At 39.3% G+C, this 22,894-nt stretch carries 21 protein-coding genes; 16 read left to right on the top strand and 5 right to left on the bottom strand.

Translation table 11 applies throughout. The features are described from left to right. Positions 1 to 545 precede the first annotated feature (545 nt). The 3 genes from RG571_RS03445 (at position 546) to RG571_RS03455 (ending at position 4,602) form a co-directional block, all read left to right on the top strand. Positions 546 to 812 (top strand): GlsB/YeaQ/YmgE family stress response membrane protein, encoded by a 267-nt coding sequence (locus RG571_RS03445; RefSeq protein ID WP_002289280.1) that lies wholly within the window; start codon positions 546 to 548, stop codon positions 810 to 812. A gap of 143 nt (positions 813 to 955) precedes the next feature. Next, on the top strand, positions 956 to 2,947 hold the full coding sequence (locus RG571_RS03450; RefSeq protein WP_114635015.1) for a KUP/HAK/KT family potassium transporter: 1,992 nt from the start codon (positions 956 to 958) through the stop codon (positions 2,945 to 2,947). 353 nt (positions 2,948 to 3,300) lie between these two features. Beyond that, on the top strand, positions 3,301 to 4,602 hold the full coding sequence (locus RG571_RS03455) for a hemolysin family protein (protein ID WP_195193844.1): 1,302 nt from the start codon (positions 3,301 to 3,303) through the stop codon (positions 4,600 to 4,602). 129 nt (positions 4,603 to 4,731) lie between these two features. Here RG571_RS03455 and RG571_RS03460 read toward each other — a convergent pair whose 3' ends face one another. From RG571_RS03460 to RG571_RS03470, 3 genes are all read right to left on the bottom strand, one after another. Further along, positions 4,732 to 6,102 (bottom strand): MATE family efflux transporter, encoded by a 1,371-nt coding sequence (locus RG571_RS03460; protein ID WP_308947770.1) that lies wholly within the window; start codon positions 6,100 to 6,102, stop codon positions 4,732 to 4,734. Between the two features lie 181 nt (positions 6,103 to 6,283). After that, positions 6,284 to 6,607 (bottom strand): DUF960 domain-containing protein, encoded by a 324-nt coding sequence (locus RG571_RS03465; RefSeq protein ID WP_002289744.1) that lies wholly within the window; start codon positions 6,605 to 6,607, stop codon positions 6,284 to 6,286. Positions 6,608 to 6,932: 325 nt separating this feature from the next. Next, a complete protein-coding gene (locus tag RG571_RS03470) occupies positions 6,933 to 7,541 on the bottom strand; it encodes a 50S ribosomal protein L25/general stress protein Ctc (RefSeq protein ID WP_002299254.1) in 609 nt (202 codons plus the stop codon). A gap of 329 nt (positions 7,542 to 7,870) precedes the next feature. On the opposite strand from RG571_RS03470, the gene RG571_RS03475 reads away from it, so the two are divergent. The 7 genes from RG571_RS03475 to RG571_RS03505 all read left to right on the top strand — a co-directional run bounded on the left by RG571_RS03475 (position 7,871) and on the right by RG571_RS03505 (position 13,770). Beyond that, a complete protein-coding gene (locus tag RG571_RS03475; RefSeq protein ID WP_002325204.1) occupies positions 7,871 to 8,587 on the top strand; it encodes a 16S rRNA pseudouridine(516) synthase in 717 nt (238 codons plus the stop codon). Between the two features lie 12 nt (positions 8,588 to 8,599). Beyond that, entirely contained in the window at positions 8,600 to 9,295 is a 696-nt protein-coding gene (locus RG571_RS03480; protein ID WP_002317068.1) for a YjjG family noncanonical pyrimidine nucleotidase, read from the top strand. 83 nt (positions 9,296 to 9,378) lie between these two features. Further along, positions 9,379 to 10,008, top strand: coding sequence for a uridine kinase (gene udk, locus RG571_RS03485; protein ID WP_002289751.1), 630 nt, complete (start codon positions 9,379 to 9,381; stop codon positions 10,006 to 10,008). 502 nt (positions 10,009 to 10,510) lie between these two features. Further along, a complete protein-coding gene (locus RG571_RS03490) occupies positions 10,511 to 11,113 on the top strand; it encodes a TVP38/TMEM64 family protein (protein WP_002331170.1) in 603 nt (200 codons plus the stop codon). Positions 11,114 to 11,134: 21 nt separating this feature from the next. Next, positions 11,135 to 11,623 carry an N-acetyltransferase gene (locus RG571_RS03495; RefSeq protein ID WP_002296548.1) on the top strand — a complete coding sequence of 163 codons (489 nt, stop codon included), beginning with the start codon at positions 11,135 to 11,137 and terminating at the stop codon, positions 11,621 to 11,623. 322 nt (positions 11,624 to 11,945) lie between these two features. Next, positions 11,946 to 13,319 carry a hypothetical protein gene (locus RG571_RS03500; protein ID WP_002317071.1) on the top strand — a complete coding sequence of 458 codons (1,374 nt, stop codon included), beginning with the start codon at positions 11,946 to 11,948 and terminating at the stop codon, positions 13,317 to 13,319. Then, complete coding sequence (locus RG571_RS03505; RefSeq protein ID WP_002307386.1) at positions 13,303 to 13,770, top strand: YaiI/YqxD family protein; 468 nt, start codon at positions 13,303 to 13,305, stop codon at positions 13,768 to 13,770. Before RG571_RS03500 ends, RG571_RS03505 begins: the two co-directional genes overlap by 17 nt. A gap of 248 nt (positions 13,771 to 14,018) precedes the next feature. Here RG571_RS03505 and RG571_RS03510 read toward each other — a convergent pair whose 3' ends face one another. Further along, on the bottom strand, positions 14,019 to 15,764 hold the full coding sequence (locus RG571_RS03510) for an AarF/UbiB family protein (RefSeq protein WP_308947515.1): 1,746 nt from the start codon (positions 15,762 to 15,764) through the stop codon (positions 14,019 to 14,021). A gap of 195 nt (positions 15,765 to 15,959) precedes the next feature. Between RG571_RS03510 and RG571_RS03515 the strand changes: the two genes are divergently transcribed. From RG571_RS03515 to RG571_RS03540, 6 genes are all read left to right on the top strand, one after another. Further along, complete coding sequence (locus RG571_RS03515; protein ID WP_002339488.1) at positions 15,960 to 17,024, top strand: D-alanine--D-alanine ligase; 1,065 nt, start codon at positions 15,960 to 15,962, stop codon at positions 17,022 to 17,024. Between the two features lie 164 nt (positions 17,025 to 17,188). Continuing rightward, a complete protein-coding gene (gene murF, locus RG571_RS03520) occupies positions 17,189 to 18,541 on the top strand; it encodes a UDP-N-acetylmuramoyl-tripeptide--D-alanyl-D-alanine ligase (protein WP_002317074.1) in 1,353 nt (450 codons plus the stop codon). Positions 18,542 to 18,862: 321 nt separating this feature from the next. Then, positions 18,863 to 20,374: a DEAD/DEAH box helicase gene (locus tag RG571_RS03525; RefSeq protein WP_002294211.1), complete on the top strand. Its 1,512-nt coding sequence runs from the start codon at positions 18,863 to 18,865 to the stop codon at positions 20,372 to 20,374. A gap of 129 nt (positions 20,375 to 20,503) precedes the next feature. After that, positions 20,504 to 20,854: a holo-ACP synthase gene (acpS, locus tag RG571_RS03530; RefSeq protein ID WP_002296554.1), complete on the top strand. Its 351-nt coding sequence runs from the start codon at positions 20,504 to 20,506 to the stop codon at positions 20,852 to 20,854. Positions 20,855 to 20,869: 15 nt separating this feature from the next. Next, positions 20,870 to 21,991 (top strand): alanine racemase, encoded by a 1,122-nt coding sequence (gene alr / locus RG571_RS03535; protein ID WP_002296555.1) that lies wholly within the window; start codon positions 20,870 to 20,872, stop codon positions 21,989 to 21,991. Between the two features lie 10 nt (positions 21,992 to 22,001). Then, the gene (locus RG571_RS03540; RefSeq protein ID WP_002289874.1) at positions 22,002 to 22,364 is read left to right on the top strand and encodes a type II toxin-antitoxin system PemK/MazF family toxin; all 363 of its coding nucleotides are present in this window, start codon (positions 22,002 to 22,004) and stop codon (positions 22,362 to 22,364) included. Between the two features lie 175 nt (positions 22,365 to 22,539). Here the strand turns inward: RG571_RS03540 and rpsN are convergent, their stop codons facing one another. Then, the gene (gene rpsN, locus RG571_RS03545; RefSeq protein ID WP_002293413.1) at positions 22,540 to 22,809 is read right to left on the bottom strand and encodes a 30S ribosomal protein S14; all 270 of its coding nucleotides are present in this window, start codon (positions 22,807 to 22,809) and stop codon (positions 22,540 to 22,542) included. Positions 22,810 to 22,894: the final 85 nt, after the last annotated feature.

The raw sequence follows: 22,894 nt of genomic DNA on the forward strand, positions 1-22,894 counted from the left end.
ACCATCCAAATAATCATGAACGATCTTTAATTTAAGTTCAAAAGTATACTTAGCCATAAAAAATACCGACCTCCAAAAGTTAGATTTTTTGGTCTAACTTTTGGGGGTCGGTACACAAAAGCCGTGTCACAGTCCTTTTTTTGCGAATAAACGGTGTTCAAAAGCTTGCATCTGCGGTAATAAGTCCAGCCAAGTTAAAAACATTAGGAGCTGTTTTTACTTGGCTGTTCTTATTACTTGATGCAGAACAGCTTTTTTACAACCTCTCCAATAAACGATGTTCAATCAGCTGTCCCTCGATATTAGCTCAAAAAACGGCAAAATATGAGGAACTATTTTTCCGTTTGTTTCTCTAATACTCAGGTCAAACCGCTGATTTCACAACCTCTGATTCACGGTGTTCCAGAAGCAGCTTCTACGGAAATAAGCTGAACACTTTTGTTACAACCTCTTTTTTTCTGGAGTTTCTTGGCGTATATTTTTGGAGTCCTTCTGAATAAAGCGTAAAATAAAAGTGAGAAATATGGATAAAGGAGGGAAAGAAGATGCTGAATTTTTTATGGTCGTTATTTATCGGCGGTATATTAGGTTTGATAGCTGGCGCAATTTTAGGAAAGGAAGTCCCGGGAGGTGTATCTGGAAATATCATTATCGGTTTTTTAGGTAGTTGGCTCGGCGAATTTTTACTAGGACCACTGGGACCGGAACTCGGCGGTTTTTATTTGATACCAGCATTATTGGGTGCAATTTTTTGCCTTGCTCTTTATTCATTTGTGGCAAGACGTATCAGAGAACGTCCAAAGAAAGAATAATTTTATTCAAATAAGTTGACACTTCAGTGTGTTACTTGGATAATTAGAAGCAATTTAGGAAAGCGGGTGTCATGGATAAGAATATCATCTATCATTCAAGCTTACCTAAAGGATATCCATATAACAAGAAATGAGGGAAAAACGTGGCAACAACGCACAATACCAAAAAGATATCAATGGCTGGCCTGCTTGTAGCGATGGGAGTCGTCTACGGAGACATCGGGACAAGTCCGCTTTACGTTATGAAATCGATTGTTGAAGATAATGGCGGATTGTCAGGAATCAATCCTGATTTTGTTATCGGATCAGTCTCATTGATTTTTTGGACATTGACTCTACTGACAACAATCAAATATGTCGTGATTGCATTGAATGCAGATAACCATGGTGAAGGTGGAATTTTCTCGCTCTACACACTTGTCCGAAAAGGTGGGAAGTATTTGATCATTCCTGCAATGATTGGAGGAGCTGCCTTACTAGCAGATGGGGTATTGACCCCTGCTGTGACGGTAACGACTGCGATTGAAGGCTTGCGAGGAATTCCGCAGTTTTTTGACCAATTCGGTAATAACCAGAACGTGATCGTCATTATCACTTTAGTTATTATTTTTGTTTTATTCATGGTCCAACGCTTTGGTACAGATATTGTCGGAAAAGCATTCGGACCAATCATGTTCGCTTGGTTTACTTTTTTAGGCGTCATGGGATTAATGAACTTCAGTCAAGACTGGACAGTTATCCGTGCACTGAATCCTTATTACGCTATCCAGCTGCTTTTTAGTGCAGATAACAAATTAGGCTTGTTCATTCTTGGAAATATTTTCCTGGCTACGACAGGTGCAGAGGCGCTTTATTCCGATCTTGGACATGTCGGCAAACGAAATATTCGTCTGAGCTGGCCTTACGTCAAAATTTGTTTGGTTATCAATTATTTTGGGCAGGCTGCGTGGTTGTTGAATGTTTATCAAAACCCTGAAGCACAGCAAATCAAGAACCTGAATCCATTCTTCCAAATGATGCCTCAAAGTTGGATCGTGATCGGCGTTGCTTTTGCAACAGTCGCTGCAGTCATTGCTTCGCAAGCATTGATTACAGGTTCGTTTACGCTAGTTTCAGAAGCAATCAAGTTGAAACTGCTGCCTCGGTTAAAGATCATGTATCCTGGGAACAGTATCGGGCAAATGTATATCCCAGCAGTCAATCTGATTTTATGGATCGCCTGTTCTCTAGTGGTTGTCACATTCCGAACGTCTCATCATATGGAAGCTGCTTACGGTCTATCGATCACTGTGACGATGTTGATGACAACAGCACTGCTTTACTTTTATCTTATCCAAAATGGGCATTCTCGTTGGCTTGCATATTTAGTTACCTTTTTCTTCGGTGCGATAGAAGTCGTTTTCTTTATCTCAAGTGTTGTCAAATTCTTCCGAGGCGGTTTTGTAGCCGTTCTGATTGGTCTGATCATTTTAGTCGTGATGTTTATTTGGGAACAAGGGAACATTATTCGCGAATCGTCAACCGAGGATGTGTCTTTGAGAGATTATATCCCGCAGCTTAGAGAATTACGTGATGATACTTCTTTACCAATCTATCAGACAAATGTGGTCTTCTTGGTTCCTGATATGGCTGAAGATAAAGTTGGCCGACAGTTCATCTATTCGATTTTAGATAAACGGCCTAAAAGAGCACGAGTCTATTGGTTTGTTCATGTGGAAGTGACGGATGAGCCATATACGAAAGAATATCAAGTAGTTATGATGGGCACCGACTTTATTGTCCAAGTGAATCTGTTCTTAGGTTTCAGGGTCCAACAGGAAATCAACGTATATGTTCGCCAAGTCATCCATGATTTGATGAAACAAGGCCGTTTGCCAAAACAGCCACAAAGATACTCTCTGACACCAGGACGGGAAGTTGGCGATTTCCAATTTGTCCTGATTGATGAAGTAGTTTCCAATGTGACAACTCTAGGAAAATGGCAACGTCAAATCATGCAGGCAAAACTGGCAATCAAAAAAATCGCTACCTCGCCAGAAACATGGTTTGGGCTAGAGTACAGCGAAGTAAAACATGAAACTGTTCCGCTTATCATTGGAAATACTCGGAAAACATGGTTGAAAGAGCGGTTGTGAAAGTAGCGCTTTGACCTGAACTAATGTCGAATGTCAGCTACTTGAACACCGTTTATCAGAGGTCATGAAAAAGCTGTACTGCAACAAGCAGTAAGAACGAGCAGATAAAAACAGCTTCTCATGTTTTTCATCTGTTTGGGCTTAATGCCGCAGATGCAAGCTTTTGAATACCGTTTTTATCAGAGGTCATGAAAAAGCTGTTTAGCAACAAGTAACGCAATGATTTTGAAGTGATAAGGAGATGTGGCTGAAAAATGCCGCATCTCCTTTTTTATTCTTAAATATGAATACGCATTATTTTCAATCTTTTTGTAGAAAAAGGGTACAATAGAAAAAGAGAAAGGCGGGAGAATATGGTTATCAATTTCATTATTTTATTTTTGATGATTGCAATTACTTCATTTTTTGTAGCAAGTGAATTTGCTTTAGTGAAAATCAGACGATCAAGATTGGAACAACTAGAAAAGGAAAATGTAAAGAACGCCAAGCTAGCTCTTCATGTTACACACCATTTAGATAACTATTTATCAGCTAGTCAATTAGGAATTACGCTAACCGGTTTGATCATCGGGTGGGTCGGTGAAGGATCTGTCGCGGCTTTACTAGAACCAGTGATCGGTAAACTACCTTTTAGTTCGGCTATTAGCAGTACAATCTCTGTGGCGCTGGGATTTATTTTAGTTACGTATATCGATGTGGTTATTGGCGAACTGCTTCCTAAGAGCTATAGTATCGTCAATACGGAGAAGGTCGTCTTGTTCGTAGTTAAACCACTTCATTATTTTTATAAAATAATGTTTCCTTTTATTTGGGTATTGAATCATTCAGCTGCAGGGCTAGGGAAGCTATTAGGTGTGCGTCTCGTATCTGAAGGAGAAGAGACATTGTCTCAAGAAGAGCTGACATTAGTCGCATTGAATTCTTATGAAAAAGGAGAGTTGACCAAAGAAGAATATCATTATTTGGAAAACGTGTTTGAATTTGATGATACCTTGGCAAAAGATATACAAGTAGACCGTACGTCCATGCAAGTATTCGAAGCTTCAGAAACCGTCAAAGAAGCGATAAGAGCTTCGATTGAACAAGGACATACTCGCTATCCGGTTATCTTAGAATCAAAAGACAATGTTTTAGGTTATGTCACCTTGCCAGATTTGATCAAGCAATCTTATAAAGATGACCAGCTGACAGTAGAACATTTGATTGAAGAGCCGATCGTAACAACTGAAACGATCCCTATAAAAAAATTATTGACGATCATGCGAAAAAAGGGAAAGCATATTGCTATCTTAAAAGATGAATACGGAGGAACAAGCGGTTTAGTGACGATTGAAGATATTTTAGAAGAAATTGTCGGGGAAATCCGAGATGAGACAGATTTGGACGAAGCATTGATAGCGGAACAGTCAGATGGCTCTTATATCATCTCCGGCAAACTAACATTAGATGATTTCCAGCGTTATTTTCATGTAGAAATTCCAGAGTTTGAAGAAACGAATTTTACTACACTTGCGGGCTTTGCTTCTAGCCGATATAAAGAAATAAAAGCAGGAACAATCATTGAGATTGCATCATTTCGTTTCACGGTATTAGAATACCAGCATGCACATATCGATTATTTCAAAGTAGAGTCCACAGAAAGAAAAACAGAATAAAAGAAAAAAGGCTGTGACATTTTTTGTCACAGCCTTTTTGTTATCTAAAAAACCTGTTTTCGGTAAACGAAGAAGATATTTTCAATAAAAGTTTTCATTTTTAGCCGCAACGATTTCTTTTAATCAAGGCTATCTTGCTTCTGCATATTCTAATGTGAAATGTTCCTCTTCACCCATGTGTTTCAATTGTTTCATCGAACGCATATAAGAGTAAAGCAACACGGCAACAGAACCGATCCAAGCTAAAGGAGAAGCTGCTGCTGCTCCTGGGTATCCCCACATTCCTGTAAGAACGATAGCTGCAAAAGAACGCATAAGCAATTCCATCATACCGGCGATCGTAGGGATCTTGCTTTGTCCAAGCCCTTGAAGTGTGTAGCGTAAAATGAACAGGACTGCTAAGATCCAGTAAAGAGACCCATTGATATTGAAGTAGGTTTGTGCTAATTCAAATACACGTGTTTCTGATGGGCTAACAAACAATTGAACAAAGAAATGACCGAAGAAAATGACGATAGCACCTGCTAAGAGACTAAATCCGACACTCATCAGTAAAGTTTGACGTACCCCTTGCAAGATTCGGCCATATTCTTTCGCACCATAGTTTTGTGCAGTGAAAGTTGCCATTGCAATACCAAATGACATCATCGGCTGATTTGCAAATTGGTCGATACGACCAGCAGCGGCTTGAGCAGCTACGACATCTGTCCCTAGACTATTTAGTGCTGCTTGTAACACGATAGCACCAACAGCGATGATCGAAGATTGAAACGCCATTGGCAAAGCAGCGTTTAGGTGTACAGCAAACTCTTCTTTTTCAAATTTGAAATCTTTTTTGCGTAACTGTAACAAAGGCATTTTTTTCTTGATATACACTAGACACAGTACGCTGGAAGAAACTTGTGCGATTACTGTAGCAATAGCTGCACCTTCCACACCCATGCCAAAATAGATAATAAAGATCAAATCAAGTACGACGTTGCTGATGACCGCAATGATCAGAAAGAATAGTGGTGTGCGGCTGTCACCAAGTGCGCGAATGACATTAGAAAGCAAATTGAAACTGACTGATGCAAAGATCCCTAATAAAATAATTGAAATAAATGTTTGTGCTTGATCAAGTATTTCAGGAGGAGTTTGCATCAATTGAAGCATCGGACGAATAAACAGGAGACTTAGGACAGTTAAAATCACAGTGACGACAAGACTAATGACAACACTAGCAGCAAAACTTTTCTTCAGACCCCGATAATCTTTTGCACCGTAACGTTGTGCGGTGATAATGGCTAAACCAGCTGTTAAACCTTGGGCAAAGCCAATGATCAAAAATGTCAGGCTTCCAGTTGCACCAACCGCTGCCAGCGCATTTTTACCTAGCGTCTGACCCACGATGATCATATCGATCATATTGTAGAACTGCTGAAAAACATTTCCGATCAGTAAAGGAACAGTGAACATCAAAATCAGTTTAGCGGGGCTTCCTTTTGTTAAATCGCGCATCTTTTAAACTCCTTATATCTTTAAAATTTAGTTAGTAGTATATAGCGTTTATCCTGAGAATACCATTTAGAAATCAATGATAATTTATGAAACTCCATAAAAAGAAGCCAAGAATTGAGTCAAAGAATCAACAACTTGGCCTGGTCTGTAAAATAAGGGACATCCACGTTTATCTATCACCTTAATATTGTCTGATCTCACTTGGTAAAAGGATCGTTTCTCTCGTACCGTCATCATAGGCGTATACTTGAGCAGGAAATTGGTTCGAATAGGCAAACGGCAAATCAATATCCATTTCCACATTGCTTCCTGCTTGAGAAAAATGCATCGTCACTTTTCCACGATTTTCGATCAAATCAAAGGTTAATATATTTTCTAATGGAATGACTCCCTTAAGATCTAGGTCAATAATAAACCATATACTGTCAATCAATTCATCTGGCAAACTTGATACGACACCAACTGAAGCGTAACGGTTGCGGCTGCTATCAAAACTTTCAAACATCTGTTTAACCTCCTTCGAATCAACGAATGTTTTATTTTTATAATTAATCCTAGGATAAACTAGAAATACTTACTTCAACGAGGGTTCATTCTAATAAAGAATCAGGAAAAATGCAACAATAATTGAATACTTTTTTTCAAAGTATAAATTTTTATAAAGGTACGATAAAAGTATGCGAGGAAAAGCTTGGTAAATTAGGATTTTTCGTTTGCAAAGCTATTTGTAAAAGTGGAAGCCTCATATGAAAATAAACGATTAGAAAGAAAAAAAGGCGTGTTAAAAGCTGCTGACCCGCCGCTTCTAACACCACCTGATTGTTTCAGTATTATTCTTCTGTTGAACCGATTACTTCTGGTTCGCCACCTTCACCTGTGCTTTCTTCTTCTTCACTTTGAGCGACTACAGCAGCGATTTGCTCTTCACTGTCGGTCACGAATTTGTAATCGTCGTTTTTTGGAAGATCGGCTACTGTAATAGAATCACCTAATTCCAAGTTTGTCACGTCAACTTCAATTCGTTCAGGCAATTTGTCTGGTGTAGCAGATACGACTACTGTATACAAGTTTTGAGCTAACACTCCACCAGATTTAGCACCCACTGATTCGCCAACAAGAACGACTTCTGTTTCGACTTCTGTTTCTTCCGACATGTTTACAGATAGAAATTCTGCATGTTCGAAATGATTGGTAAAAGTGTTCGTTTGGATCTTGTGAACCAATGTATTGACTTTTTGTCCATCGATGTCCATCGTGATGACTGTGTTCGCTCCATGTTCACGCAACAATTTGCTTAGTGTCAAACCATCGAATGAGATAGGGGTACTTTCTACTTTATACCCATAAACAACAGCTGGAACTTTCCCTTCGTGACGAAGTTTGTTTCTTAATGAACGGGGACGTACTTCTCTTTTACTTACTTCTAATGATACTGACATAACCAAAATTCCTCCTTAAAATGTGACTGTCTGCTTTGGTAACGGACAGATTTTATTTAAGTGAATTCTAAAGGCTAATCTCGTGCACATCATCGAAGGCAGGGCGCTTAAAAAAGCGCAAAAGGAGAGATGCGCGCATCTCCCCTTAGAAAGTCAGGATTCAACTTTTCTCCACCAGGTCATTACGCTGTGTATGAGAAATCCAATTCACTTTACTATTTAACCGTAACGTGAACTGTTAATTAAGTCAAGGAATAACTATGATGATGTATTTGCAAGCAAGAATATTCAAGGTATAATTAATTAGTAGTAATAAGAAAGGAAACAGCATGCGTTTAGATAAATTAATAGAAGAAAAATTAGAAACGACACGCAAGGAAATGAAGCGGCTGTTTGCTTTGAAGCAAGTGATGATAGATGGCACAGTCGAATTTCGACAAAATCGAAATGTAGATAGTTTACTGCATCAAATCGAAGTAGCAGGTGAACACTTAGAAACAAATGAGTCCTATTATCTTCTCAATAAACCTGAAAAAGCTGTTACAGCTGTATCAGATCCAGAAAAGACGACAGTAATCGATCTGATTGCAAGTGCCGATCGTTTCCAACCATTATATCCAGTGGGAAGACTAGATAGAGATACAACAGGACTATTGCTGATCACTTCGAATGGACAATTGGGATATGAAATGCTACTTCCAGAAAAAAAGGTTTCAAAGACTTATCAAGTAGTTGTGAACGAAAGGGTGACATCAGCAGACGTAACAGCATTTGAAAATGGAATCGTATTCGCTGATGGGTATCAATGTAAGCCGGCTGATTTAAAAATACTCAAAGCAGACAAGCACCAAAGTACGGTTTTATTGACGATCCAAGAAGGAAAATTCCATCAAGTCAAAAAGATGTTCTTAGCCCAAGGAAAGAAAGTGACCGCATTGAAACGGCTAAGCATGGGACCATTGGAATTAGATGAACAGCTAGGAGTAGGCGAGTATCGATCGTTGACATTAGCAGAGATGAAAAAGTTAAGTATTTATTTTAAATAGGAGGTCAAAAAGATGAAATATAAAACTTTATTGTTCGATGTAGATGATACATTGTTAGATTTTCAATTAACTGAAGCCAATGCTTTAAGTGCTTTGTTTGCAGAACAAGGAATCACATTGACACCAGAAATCGAAACCAGCTATAAGGCTTTGAATCATCATTTATGGCAGGAGTTTGAAAAAGGCAGACTATCACGAGAAGAAATAATAGGCAGTCGTTTTGGGTTACTTTTCCAGCAATTTGGGAAAACAGTAGATAGTGATCAAATGGAAAAACGCTACCGCCACTACTTGAACCAAGGTCATGATCTTGTTCCAGGAAGTCTAGAAATCCTGAAAAAGGTCCATCCGCATGCTGAACTTTATATTGTGACGAACGGTGTGTCGCACACGCAACATCGGCGATTAACAGATGCAGGAATGCTTGATTACTTCAAGGATATCTTTGTCTCAGAAGCTGTCGGAGCGCAAAAGCCGATGAAAGAATTTTTTGATCATGTCTTTTCCCACATTCCTAATTTTGATAAAAAGCAAACTGTGATCATTGGTGATTCTTTGACTTCTGATATCAAAGGAGGAAATATGGCAGGGATCGATACGATTTGGTTCAATAGAAATAAATTACCAGAAATCGAAGAAATCCAGCCTACTTATCGAATCGATTCATTAGAGGAACTTTATTCATTATTGGAAATTGAAAAGGATTAATTTTCAGAAAAATATAGCATTTTCGTGTTTTTTCGCTATAATAGATTAGAATGAAAAAACGGATACGAAAGAGGTTTTAGTCAATGACAAAAAGCAAGCCAATTATCATTGGTGTGACGGGTGGATCCGGAAGCGGAAAGACAAGTGTCAGCCGTGCGATTTTCAACAACTTCCCGGACCATTCCATCATGATGCTTGAACAAGATTCTTATTACAAGGATCAGAGCCATTTGAGTTTTGAAGAACGCTTGAACACAAATTACGATCACCCATTTGCCTTTGATAATGATCTGCTGATTCAGCATGTAGGCGACTTACTGAACTATAAAGCCATTGAAAAACCCGTGTATGACTATGTAGCGCATACAAGAAGTCAGGCAACGATCATTCAGGAACCAAAAGAAGTGATCATTCTAGAAGGAATCCTGATTTTAGAAGACGAACGTCTGCGTGACTTGATGGATATCAAAGTATACGTAGATACAGATGATGACATTCGTATCATTCGTCGTATCAAACGGGATATGGAAGAACGGGGACGCACATTGGACTCCGTGATCGAACAATATTTGACAGTTGTTAAACCGATGTATCATCAATTTATCGAACCAACGAAGCGCTATGCGGATATCATTGTTCCAGAAGGCGGAGAAAACCACGTTGCTATTGATTTGATTACAACAAAAGTAGCTAGTTTCTTAAACCATAAATAGTGCGCAGCGAAACAGTTGAACGGACTGCGACCGTTTGAAAAGCAAGGATTCTGCTTTTTGAACAGTCACCAGCCAACTGTTTTTTTATTTATAACAAGAGGTTGTGAAAACAGCATCTTGACCTGAGTATTAAAAGAAGAAACGGAAAATAGCTGTTTATATTTTACCGTTTTTTGAGCTAATACCGAAGGTCAGCTGATTGAGCACCGTGAAGTAGAGGTTGTAAAAAAGCTGTCTTTGCATCAAGCGATAAGAGCATCCAAATAAAACAGCTCCTCACGTTTTTCGTTGGGTTGGGCTTATTATCGTAGATGCAAGCTTTTGAACACCGTTTAACGAGAGGTTGTAACAGAAGTGGTTAGATGCAATAAATAAGAAGAAACTTACGAAAATTATTTCTCGAATTTGTGTGAGATTTCGACTTATTTTTTTGAAGAAGCTCTTTTGTCGCACCCCCTAAGGAGGCAGTTTTAATAAATGAAAAAAGATGTGGGGAATATAGATGTCTAAAAAAGGATCAGTTTTACAAAAATGTCTTCAGATCATGCCTATTATTGGTCTGTTTTTTTTCTTTGTGTTGATTCTTTATGCTTATCATCATGGGATTTTTCGATCGAGCACGTCTTTGCAAGCGTTTATCCAGCAATTTGGCAAGTATGCAGTGATGATATTTGTTCTGTTGCAAGTGATCCAAGTGATCATTCCTATTTTGCCGGGAGGGATCTCCTCAGTAGCGGGCATGCTGATGTTTGGCAATGGATTTGGGCTTTTATATAGTTGTATTGGCCTAGTGATTGGGGAAGCAATCGGATTTTTGCTTGTCCGTTACTATGGCGTAGCCTTTGTCCAGCTTATTTTATCGCCAAAAAAGTATCAGAAATTTGATGAATTGCTGACAAGAAAAACGAAAGATATCAAAAAAGTACTAGTCGTTACCTTGCTGCTTCCCTTTGCGCCAGACGACTTGATCTGTCTAGTAGCTGGTTTGACGAAATTATCTTTTAGGGAATTTATGCAGATTGTGATTTTCTTGAAACCATGGTCGGTAGGTGTGTATAGCATGATCATGCTCTTTTTATTCCATCAAGCGCAAGGTCATATATAATGTAAAAAAGGACGTGGGTGTATGGAAAAAATAAAAGTAACAGAAAATGAACTGGATGAGCTGATGGCAGTCATACAAGAAGTATGGCCGGAAGCTTTTGTGCCGATCATTGGTCAAAAACAAGTGGATTACATGCTGAAAACTTATCAGTCAAAAAAACAGATTCAAAAAGAACTGACAGAAGGTGTGTCCTACTTTTTATTAAAAAGCGAAGAAAAGACGGTCGGTTACACTGCTTATGAAGAGATAAATGGAAAAATTTATTTAAGTAAATTATATTTGCTAAATAAAGTACGTGGCCAAGGATTGACTTCTTCGGTTTTTCGCTGGTATGAAGAACTTGCTGCGCAAACAAAGGAAAGAGAGATCTTTTTGCGAGTGAACCAGGGAAATCATCAAGCAATCGAGGTTTATAAGCATGAAGGGTTTGAGATTACAGAAGAACTTATTTCAGATATCGGTCAAGGATTCCAGATGGTTGATTATAAAATGAAAAAAGCTCTCGCATAAACATAGGAACTGTGTTAAAGTAAATTTATGCGACGGGTCGAGAAGGACTCTGGTTTACAGAGTTCCTAATTGATTTTGGAGGCACAGGATAATTGATTTCTATCTTTATCACCTGCCGGATGCAGGGGTGTCGGACAAGACTTTTGTGGAGAAGGGCTTGTCTGCTTGAGTAATCAAGTACCGTAAAAATACAGAAAGAAGCTTATGCTTCTTTCTGTATTTTTTTTTACAAGAATATATTCTGTAAAATTGGTTTATTTCCCCTTTAATGCTAAAATCGAAGAGCAGATTAGTTATAAGACTGTTTAAGGGAGCCATTGTCATGTTCGAAAAACTCAAACGATTTGGGCGTAATTTTACACAAACAACGCCCTTTATCTTAAGTAACACGGTTATTTTTATTCCTTATCTTTTATTTTTGGGACTAACAGACTCGCATAATTGGCTGACGATTTTGCCATTTACGCTGTTTTATGCCTTTCGGATGACTGGACTATTTTTAGTCAACAGTCTACGATTTGGTCTAGATAGTTACACGTTGCTGATGATCGCTCTGCTGATTGGTGGTGCGGGTTCATTGCTTGGAATATTAGGCGTATTTTATTTTCCTTTATTTTATTTTTCAAGTGTTTTGCTAGGGCTGAGTGCAGCATGGCTTGTACCTGCTAATACCACGGTCAATTTTCACGAAAAGACGCAAGGTTTTATCAATATGGATGGGAAAAAGTACTTATTTGCAGCTATCTGGCTATTTCTCCTGTATCAAGCGATTGAGTTGCCTGCACCGACTCAGATTGCAGCAAGCTTTACTATTTATACACTTTTTTACGTTATGGCCTACCATACGGTTAGTCATTATCCGCGTTACGAACTGGATTTCAAAGACATCAAAAGAAATCTGGTAGCTACGCGAGAGCTTGTTTTATTTTTGATATTCTTTGGCTTATTGTTTCTTTTGAGAAATGCCCGATTGTTATTCGATGAAAGGCTTTTTGATCTTGCTATTTATGGTTTCTTGCTGCTGTTCATCTTGTTCGTGTTTGTTTTAGGACACCAGAAGAAGGAATGGAAGTTGCCAAGCTGGCTAAATCTGTTTACTTTTCTAAATGGAATGCTAGGGAATTTCCTTTTTTTGTTTAGCAGTTTTTATGTTGGCATACTGTACGGATTAGAAAAACTTTCGATTTTTATGTATTTGCCTTATGCAGCAGGCTTGATTGCAGCAAAAATAGTCGGACCATGGATTTTGAAACGTTTATCATGGTCTCCATTGGCTATGCAATTGCTTGGACTGAGTTCTTCTTTATTGGTCCTCTTGATTCCAAATGGTTTTGCGATAGGTGTCTTTCTGCTTAGTTTCTGGCACGTAGTAACAGGCAGCTGGCTAAATAAGGAATATTATCAAACTGATGCAGCTATTCCAATGGATCGCCGGATCGTTGTCAAGTATACTACTCAAAATAAAGGGAGTGTGATCCACCAGTTTTTATTGATGACGCTTTTGTTTATTTTAGCAAAAGAAATGGGAGAGCCAATCCATCTATTATTGATCACGCTGAACCGTGAATCAGTGCCGATAGAAAGTGTACAACTGCTTATCTTGGCAAAATGGATCAATGTTGGTCTTTTACTGAGCGGATTAGTAACTGTTTATCATTTATGGAAGAAGGCGAAAAAGAATGAGGCTATTCATTGATGGAGATGGTTCTCCAGTAAAAGAAGATGTCATAAAATTAGGAGAATCCTATGGTCTCGACGTGATTATCGTAACCAGTGTGGACCATTATACGACCAAAGAATACGCTAATCATGTCCAAATCGTCTACGTAGACCGCGGAGCTGATAGTGCGGATTATAAAATCGTCGGTATGGTTAAGAAGAATGACTTTTTGATCACGCAAGATTATGGTTTAGCTTCACTTGTATTGCCGAAGGGCGTCCGAGTGTTCCATCACTCTGGAAAAGAATTTGACGAAGCGAATATCGGCACGCTTCTAGAACAACGTTATCATAGTGGAAAGTTAAGAAAAGCTGGCATAAGGACAAAGGGTCCAAAACCCTTTACGGAGAAAGATCATATGTCTTTTCGTCAAGCGTTAAAAAAGGCAATTGACCAAGGTTTACCAAGTACAGAAGATAGTAGGTAACGAAGGTATTTTATTTATGCTCGAATACACCAAAAAAGGAACAGGGAAACAGGATAAATGGATTCCTTGTTCCTTTTTGATTGTTCTTATTACTGGGTGCAGAACAGCTTTTTCACATTTTTTATTCTCGGTGTTTCAGAAGTAGCCTCTTCGAAAAATAAGCCGAATTTTCACAAAAATTTGAGAAACAATTTATGTAAAACCCCTTCTTATTTCTTGAAGCTGATTCTTTCTGTCACAACCTTTTTCTACTTTTTCCTCTTCTTATACATTTGGATCAATGCATCGATTGCCAAAAAAATAATGACGAATGCGGCAATAGCATACGTAAATATCCCTAATAAGGAAACGACCTCTGCGTTTTCTACAGGTGCTGCTTGGACAAGCAGGGAGGACCCTACGATCAATGCAGCTAAAATCATACCGAAAACAAGCCGATTGATCATACTTTCGATCCTGCTCAATAATTTGTCTTGCTTTTTCAATTCCAAATTGACTTTTCCTTGTCCCGAAGACCACATTTCTAATAGATGGTGGAGCTGTTGAGGGATCTTAGGCGCAGCCTTCATCCCTTCCAATAAGTCTAATCCGCTTTGTTTCAATGTATCTTCTACATCCAGATGAGTGAGAAAATAATGTTGGGCAAAAGGCGAAGCGACTTCCATGAGGGAAACTTCAGGGTCAAGGACACGGATCACCCCTTCTAATGTCCCGAATGCTTTCAGCAAAAGCGTGATATCACGATCGAACTGCAGATTATTTTGATGACAAATCGTCACGACGTGTGTGAATACTTCTTGCAAGTTGATTTCATCAATAGGAGAATCATAATACTGTTCAAGAAAACTTGTCAGTTCTTGGTGGAACCGACTTTCATCAAACACGCCTTCTTGCTGACAAAGTCGCAAGACCGCTTTTTCGATTCGATAAGCATCTTTTGTATACAGCGCTAAAACGGCTTGTGTGAGTTTTTGCCTAAGCCCTGCAGAAAGATGCCCCATCATACCAAAATCGATGTAGTTGACGGTATATGGCGCAACAGGGTCTTCTGTAGAAGTAGAGGCTCGAAAAGTAAAGGAACCGAACTCTTTTTCATGGACTGTTTCAGTTTTTTGGCTAGCTCGTGTCTGTTCTTCTTTTGTTAGTACATGGAATAGCAGATTCCCTGGATGAGGATCAGCATGGAAAAAACCATCATCAAATACCTGTTTCATAAAGTTCTCAACTAAAAGCTTTGCAACTTCTTGTTTCAGCTGCTTGTTTTGAATACCGGTGATAAAAGTTTCTGTTCCGTTTTTGGCATTCATCAAATGATTCAAGTTTTTACCAGACATTTCTTCCATCACGATCACTTTTTTCGAACAAAAAGCGTCATAAATTTTGGGGCTGCGGATCTCTTTCCAGCCATTGTTCTTTTGATAGAATTGTTCGCCATTTTGATTTTCTTTTAAGAAGTCCATTTCATTGATCAAGGAACGTTTCACTTCTTGGAGTACCCCTTTTAGATCAACTACGCTAGTTTCAGGAATGTATTTGATCAAAGGGATCGCTCGTTCAAATAGTTGAAGATCAAGTCGAATCTCTTCGGCGATGTTAGGGTGTTGGATCTTAACGACGACCGAGTCACCGTTCTTCAGCTTGGCACGATGAGCCTGCCCCATAGAAGCAGAGGCAAAAGGCGATTTGGAAAAATCATCGAATATATCTGATAATGAAAGAGAAAGTTCTGTTTCGATCGTCTTTTTGACCGTTGAAAATGTGTCGCTAGGTACACTATCTTGTAATGTTTTGAATGTTTGAGTGAAGGCAGAAGAAAGCAAATCTTCTCGAACAGAAAGCATCTGTCCTATCTTGATGAAGGTGGGGCCTAGTTCTTCAAAGGCTTTTTTTACCTGTTCGGGATTTTTTTGCTGTACAAAGTTTGGCACTACATTGTAATTGATGAACACTCGAATGATTTCTGCCAAGCGGCTGCGTGGATTTGTTTGCGCCATCATCATCCCTCCTTTTCTTTATCATAACTTTTTAAAAAAAACGGGACAAATAATCTAGCTGACAAAAAATAAATGACGTTTGTTCTTTTAGAAACCAACTCGTTTTTTTATAAATAAGTTATTCGTTTATTTTTGTTTTGTGCTAAAATATGAGAGTAAATCACTGAACGATTTAGAATACAGGAGGACAATCTTTTGAAGATTACTTTACTATATGGCGGACGCAGCGCAGAGCATGAAGTGTCCATTCTTTCCGCATTTTCAGTTTTAAATGCCATTTATTATAATTATTACCAAGTTCAACTCATATTTATTACAAAAGAAGGACAATGGGTCAAAGGTCCATTACTAACAGAAAAACCTGCAAGCAAAGATGTCTTGCATCTTTCATGGGACCCAAGTGGACAGACGGAGGAAGGCTTTACAGGAAAAGTGATCAATCCGGGCGAAATCAAAGAAGAAGGAGCCATCGTTTTTCCAGTTTTACATGGGCCAAACGGGGAAGATGGAACGATCCAAGGCTTCTTAGAGACATTGAATATGCCTTATGTCGGCGCAGGCGTATTGACCAGTGCATGTGCCATGGATAAAATCATGACCAAGTATATTTTACAAGCTGCTGGTGTGCCGCAAGTTCCTTATGTACCAGTACTTAAGAATCAATGGAAAGAAAATCCTAAAAAAGTATTTGATCAATGTGAAGGTTCTTTGCTTTATCCGATGTTTGTCAAACCGGCGAATATGGGTTCTAGTGTCGGCATTACAAAAGCAGAAAACCGAGAAGAGCTGCAAAATGCTTTAGCAACAGCCTATCAGTATGATTCTCGAGCAATCGTTGAACAAGGAATTGAAGCGCGCGAAATCGAAGTTGCTGTATTAGGAAATGAAGACGTTCGGACGACTTTGCCTGGTGAAGTCGTAAAAGACGTAGCATTCTATGATTATGAAGCAAAATATATCAATAATAAAATCGAAATGCAGATTCCAGCCGAAGTGCCAGAAGAAGTTTATCAAAAAGCACAAGAGTACGCGAAGTTAGCTTACACGATGTTAGGCGGAAGCGGATTGAGCCGGTGTGATTTCTTTTTGACAAATAAAAATGAATTATTCCTGAATGAATTAAATTCTATGCCAGGATTTACGGAGTTCAGTATGTACCCACTCTTATGGGAAAATATGGGCTTGAAATACGGTGATTTGATTGAAGAACTGATTCAATTAGGAATGAATCGATACCATCAGCGTCAATCTTTTTTTTAAAAAAATGAATAAAGAGAAATAAAGAAGAAGCTGGAGTGATTGCGTAACCGCGTTCATTCTAGCTTCTAAATACGAATAGAGAAATTTACTTGGAAGTGAGAGTCATGCGAACCCGCCGTTTAGGCCAAACGCTTTTTTCACAACCTTTTTTAGGAGAGATCTCAATGAATCTAACAATACAAGAAATTGCACAAGCCGTGGGCAGCGAATGCTCTGCACTGACAAAGATTACCAATGTCGAATTTGACAGCCGGAAGATAACCGAAGGAAGTTTATTCGTTCCTCTTGCTGGTACGCGAGATGGACATGAATTTATCCAGCAAGCGATCACAAACGGAGCATCTGCTTCATTTTGGAGCTTGCCTGTTGAACAAGCTCCAAAAGATTTTCCAGTTATTCCTGTAGCAGATCCTTTGAAAGCCATGCAGCAATTGGCAACCTATTACTTGGAAAAAGTAGGCGCAGAAGTCGTTGCAATTACAGGAAGCAATGGTAAAACCACCACGAAAGATCTAACCGCGTCTGTCTTGTCTGAAAAATACAAAACATATAAGACGCAAGGAAATTACAACAATAATATTGGTCTTCCTTACACGATTTTGCACATGCCCCAAGATACAGAAAAGATCGTCTTGGAAATGGGCATGGATCACGCCAATGAAATCACGGAACTTTCACTTATGGCTCAACCAAAAGCTGCAGCAATCACAATGATCGGTGAAGCACACATAGAAAATCTTGGGTCGCGAGAAGGAATCGCTAAAGCCAAAATGGAAATCACTGACGGACTTGTACCAGACGGATTACTCGTTGTGCCCGCAGATGAACCGTTGCTGACACCTTTAACGGCAACATTAGTACAAACAGTCACAACATTCGGTATTGGAAATGGCGATGTTCATGCGGAAGTGACAGCAAAAGGAAAAGCACAAACCGATTTTGTAGTAGAAGGAGAAACATTTACGATCCCGCTGCCTGGAAGTTATAATGTAACGAATGCTTTGATTGCGTATACGATCGGGCGCTTCTTTGGACTGTCCATACCTGAGATACGCCAAGGGCTCGCCCATGTTTCTATCACTCAAAACAGAACCGAATGGCTAACGGCAGGAAATGGTGCAGCTATTTTGAGCGATGTCTATAATGCAAATCCAACAGCCATGGGACTGGTATTAGATACTTTTAAAAATCTACCAACAAAAGGACGCAGAATCGCTGTGTTAGCAGATATGCTGGAATTAGGGAAAGAGTCTTTAAATATGCATGCGCAAATGAGTGAACATATCGATCCTGAGAAATTCGCCATGATTTTCCTTTATGGGGAACAAATGCATGCACTAAAAGAAGAATTGAACCAAAAATACCCCCAACTACCTGTGTTCTATTTTGAAAAAGAAAAGAATAAATTGATTGATGCTGTAAAACAAAATCTTGAAGCAACAGATAGTATTATGCTAAAAGGCAGCAACAGCATGGGCTTATTTGAAGTGGTAGAACAGCTTCAGCAAATGAAATAAAAATCTGTAAACTTGCAGAAAACGAAAAACTATGTTAGAATAACCTATTGCCGAAAGATGAAGAGAAATTGGACTGGTTTTGCCATAGAAACAACTTGTTGAAGCCAGATGTCATAATAATGATAAAGCTGAACGCGACCCGTTTGGCTTTTCTAATGCCTAAACTTCGCAAAGTGATTTTTCGGTGGTGCCACAGGGGCTAAGAATGGATAAAAACGTGCGTGGCCACTGTCAAAAAGAAACAATACACTTTGACCGAACAAATCGACGGGGTAGCAAAAAAGCTACATCCTCAGTTAACAACCATATAGGAGGATTCATTTGAAATTTAAAGAACTAGAATTATCACCAGAATTGTTGAAATCAGTCGAACGCGCTGGTTTTGAAGAAGCAACACCTATCCAATCAGAAACGATTCCACTAGCATTAGCTGGAAAAGACGTTATTGGACAAGCACAGACAGGTACAGGGAAAACAGCTGCATTTGGATTACCAATGTTAGAAAAAATCGATCCAGATCGTCACGAATTACAAGGTTTAGTTATCGCACCAACACGTGAGTTAGCTATCCAAACACAAGAAGAATTATATCGTTTAGGGCGCGACAAAAAAGTACGTGTACAAGCCGTTTACGGCGGAGCAGATATTGGCCGTCAGATCCGTGGCTTGAAAGATCGTCCACATATCGTTGTGGGTACACCAGGACGTATGCTTGACCACATCAACCGCCACACATTGAAACTTGGAACCGTTCAAACATTAGTTTTGGATGAAGCAGATGAAATGTTGAATATGGGCTTCTTGGAAGATATCGAAAAAATCATTTCACAAGTTCCTGATCAAAGACAAACATTACTTTTCTCAGCAACGATGCCGCCAGCTATCAAGAATATTGGCGTTAAATTCATGAAAAATCCACATCATGTGAAGATCAAAGCGAAAGAAATGACAGCTGACTTGATCGATCAATACTATGTCCGCGCAAAAGAATACGAAAAATTCGATATCATGACTCGCTTGTTTGATGTTCAAACACCTGAACTAACAATCGTCTTCGGACGTACAAAACGTCGTGTAGACGAATTGGCACGCGGATTAGAAGCACGCGGTTACCGTGCAGAAGGAATCCATGGCGATTTGTCTCAACAAAAACGAATGAGCGTATTGCGTTCATTTAAGAGCGGTCATTTAGATATCCTTGTAGCGACAGACGTTGCTGCACGTGGATTAGATATTTCAGGTGTCACTCATGTGTACAACTATGATATCCCTCAAGATCCAGAAAGCTACGTTCACCGTATCGGACGTACAGGCCGTGCCGGAAAAGGCGGTATGTCTGTGACTTTCGTTACACCAAATGAAATGGACTACTTGCATGTGATTGAAAACTTGACGAAAAAACGGATGACGACTTTACGTCCACCAACCGAAAAAGAAGCATTCAAAGGTCAATTAGGTGCTGCAGTTGAACAAATCGAAACAAAACTTGCAGAAAATGGTCTAGATAAATACCTGCAAACAGCAGATAAATTATTAGAAGAATATTCTGCACAAGATTTAGTTGCACTTTTGCTAAAAACGACAGCAAAAGATCCAGCTGATGCAGTGCCAGTGAAGATCACACCAGAACGCCCATTGCCAATGCAGAAAAAAGGATACAATAAAAATGGCAAACGTGGTGGCGGAAACAACCGTAATCGTCGTGACGGCGGTAATTATCGTGGAAACAAATCAAAAGGCGGTTATAGCAAAAATAATAACAGCCAAAAAGATGGCGGTAAACGTCACAATGATAAAAAACGCGGATTTGTAATCCGTTCAAATAACGATTAAACATAAAATGAAAGTTTCTCTTTTTTAAGAGAAACTTTCATTTTTGTTATTTGTGGACTTATTTGTGGCAAAATGGTTATAATTTGGTAGAATGAGAGTGTTCTAAATTTATTGAAAAGAGAAAAGCATATGATAAAAGGAATTGGGATCGATGCAGTCGAACTTCCTAGGATCACTCGGCTGATCGAAGAAAAACCAAAATTCATTGCACGAATCTTGACCTCTGATGAAATGAAACTATTCCAGTCCTTGCCTTTTCATCGCCAAGTAGAATTTTTAGGCGGGCGTTACGCTTGCAAAGAGGCTTTCTCTAAAGCTTGGGGAACTGGGATCGGAAAAGTTACCTTTCAAGATGTCGAGATTTTAAAAAATGAAAACGGTCAGCCTGTTGTGACGCGTTCACCTCATGAAGGCAATGTATGGGTCAGTATTACTCATACAAATGAAACAGCTTTTGCACAAATTATTTTGGAAGACTAGAAAGAAGGAAAAACGATGGTTGTCGCTTGGCACCGCCCAACGAAAGCAGTGATACATAAAAAAGCTATAACTGAAAATGTAGCAAATGAAGTTGCAAGACTTCCGCAAGGAAAAGAATTGTTTGCAGTAGTAAAAGCAAACGGATACGGTCATGGAGCTATTGAAACAGCTGAGGCAGCAGTTGCAGGTGGAGCTTCGGGCTTTTGTGTTTCAAATTTAGATGAAGGAGTCGAGTTGAGAGAAGCTGGATTTACTCAGCCCATCCTTATCTTGAATATGGTTCCTTACGACGCACTGACTGTAGCTGTTGCTCATGATTTATCAGTAACTGCAGGTACACGGGAATGGTTGCAGGCAGCAGCTGCTGTTTTAGAGAAAAGTAAGCTAGAGACGCCTCTTTCGATTCATCTAAAAGCAGACACTGGGATGGGTCGTATCGGATTTTGTACACCTGAAGAAGTAAAAGAGGCAGCTGCATTCATCAAAGAAAGTCGTGTATTAGAATGGGAAGGTTTATTTACCCATTTTTCTACAGCAGATCAGGCAGATGATACATATTGGAATCTGCAAAAAGAACGCTTTATAGAAGTGCTAAAAAAACTTCCCGAACTTCCTCGATATGTACATGTCAGCAATAGTGCAACGGCTTTATGGCATGATGAAACAATCGGCAATATGATTCGTTATGGAGTAGCAATGTACGGACTGAATCCCTCTGGGCACGCACTACCGGAAGTTTATCCATTGCAGCCAGCACTTGAGCTGGTTTCTGAATTGATTCAAGTCAAAAAACTCCCAGCAGGTGAAGGAATCGGCTATGGAGAAACATATATCACTCCTGAAGCAGAGTGGATCGGAACGATACCGATCGGTTATGCAGATGGCTGGCCACGAAAGATGCAGGGTTTTTCTCTATTGGTAGAAGGGAACTACTGTGAAACGATTGGGCGTGTATGTATGGATCAACTGATGATCCGATTGCCTCAAGAATTTCCTGTCGGAACAAAAGTGACGCTTATCGGCAAAAATGCAGACAAAGAAATCACTATGCAGGATATAGCAGATCAATTAGGTACGATCCACTATGAAGTGGCTTGCGGATTAGGACAGCGGATACCAAGAGAATATCAAGAATAAGGAGGATCCTATGGTAAAAAGAGGAGATATTTATTTTGCTGATCTTTCTCCAGTCGTGGGATCGGAGCAAGGCGGAACACGCCCAGTTTTGGTTATTCAAAATAATCTAGGTAACCATTTTAGCCCGACGATCATTGTTGCGGCCATAACGGCAAAAATGGCTAAACCTAAGCTTCCGACTCACATTGGGATCAAAGCTACTGGAACAGGAATAGAAAGAGACTCCGTTATCCTGTTGGAGCAGATCAGAACGATCGATAAATCAAGATTGAAAGAAAAGGTCTGCCATTTGGATCGACCCATTATGGCAGAAGTTGACCGAGCATTGAAAATTAGTGTGGGTATCGAAGCACTGACTCCTGTTACTAAATAAATATAGCGAAGTAACCATGCAGCCTTTACATATAAAAAAGGACCAGCTGTGCGTAAAAAAAGATACGTCTGCTTCTAGTACCAGCATTTCTGCTAGAAGAAGCGAACGTATCTTTTTTGATGATCCAAGGAGTGGTCCATGCGCCCTCCTCCTTTACATTACAGCCAGACTTGGATTACCAGCTGGCTTTTTTTACTCCTGGAATCAAACCTTTATGTGCTAATTCACGGAATTTTATACGGGACATCCCGAATTTACGCATGTATCCGCGAGGGCGTCCATCGATTAAATCACGATTTTTCAATCGTTCTGGACGAGCATCTAAAGGAAGTTTGCGCAAGCCTTCGTAATCTTTTTGCGCTTTTAATTCCTGGCGTAAAGCAGCATAGCGTTCAATCGTTTCTTGCTGTTTTTTTGCTTTGGCAATCTTTGATTTTTTAGCCATCAACAAATTCCTCCAATTATTTTTTATTAGCGTAAATCGTAATCTTTACGCTTTTAGATAAATAATTTAACACGTTACGCGAAAA

Source organism: Enterococcus sp. FR204 (genome assembly GCF_031143325.1).
Taxonomy (GTDB): Bacteria; Bacillota; Bacilli; order Lactobacillales; family Enterococcaceae; genus Enterococcus_B; species Enterococcus_B faecium.

Coding starts and splice junctions, on each gene's coding strand:
- RG571_RS03445 (WP_002289280.1), top strand. CDS start 546: ATGCTGAATTTTTTATGGTCGTTATTTATCGGCGGTATATTAGGTTTG.
- RG571_RS03455 (WP_195193844.1), top strand. CDS start 3,301: ATGGTTATCAATTTCATTATTTTATTTTTGATGATTGCAATTACTTCA.
- RG571_RS03460 (WP_308947770.1), bottom strand. CDS start 6,102: ATGCGCGATTTAACAAAAGGAAGCCCCGCTAAACTGATTTTGATGTTC.
- RG571_RS03465 (WP_002289744.1), bottom strand. CDS start 6,607: ATGTTTGAAAGTTTTGATAGCAGCCGCAACCGTTACGCTTCAGTTGGT.
- RG571_RS03470 (WP_002299254.1), bottom strand. CDS start 7,541: ATGTCAGTATCATTAGAAGTAAGTAAAAGAGAAGTACGTCCCCGTTCA.
- RG571_RS03475 (WP_002325204.1), top strand. CDS start 7,871: ATGCGTTTAGATAAATTAATAGAAGAAAAATTAGAAACGACACGCAAG.
- RG571_RS03480 (WP_002317068.1), top strand. CDS start 8,600: ATGAAATATAAAACTTTATTGTTCGATGTAGATGATACATTGTTAGAT.
- udk (WP_002289751.1), top strand. CDS start 9,379: ATGACAAAAAGCAAGCCAATTATCATTGGTGTGACGGGTGGATCCGGA.
- RG571_RS03490 (WP_002331170.1), top strand. CDS start 10,511: ATGTCTAAAAAAGGATCAGTTTTACAAAAATGTCTTCAGATCATGCCT.
- RG571_RS03495 (WP_002296548.1), top strand. CDS start 11,135: ATGGAAAAAATAAAAGTAACAGAAAATGAACTGGATGAGCTGATGGCA.
- RG571_RS03500 (WP_002317071.1), top strand. CDS start 11,946: ATGTTCGAAAAACTCAAACGATTTGGGCGTAATTTTACACAAACAACG.
- RG571_RS03505 (WP_002307386.1), top strand. CDS start 13,303: ATGAGGCTATTCATTGATGGAGATGGTTCTCCAGTAAAAGAAGATGTC.
- RG571_RS03510 (WP_308947515.1), bottom strand. CDS start 15,764: ATGGCGCAAACAAATCCACGCAGCCGCTTGGCAGAAATCATTCGAGTG.
- murF (WP_002317074.1), top strand. CDS start 17,189: ATGAATCTAACAATACAAGAAATTGCACAAGCCGTGGGCAGCGAATGC.
- acpS (WP_002296554.1), top strand. CDS start 20,504: ATGATAAAAGGAATTGGGATCGATGCAGTCGAACTTCCTAGGATCACT.
- alr (WP_002296555.1), top strand. CDS start 20,870: ATGGTTGTCGCTTGGCACCGCCCAACGAAAGCAGTGATACATAAAAAA.
- RG571_RS03540 (WP_002289874.1), top strand. CDS start 22,002: ATGGTAAAAAGAGGAGATATTTATTTTGCTGATCTTTCTCCAGTCGTG.
- rpsN (WP_002293413.1), bottom strand. CDS start 22,809: ATGGCTAAAAAATCAAAGATTGCCAAAGCAAAAAAACAGCAAGAAACG.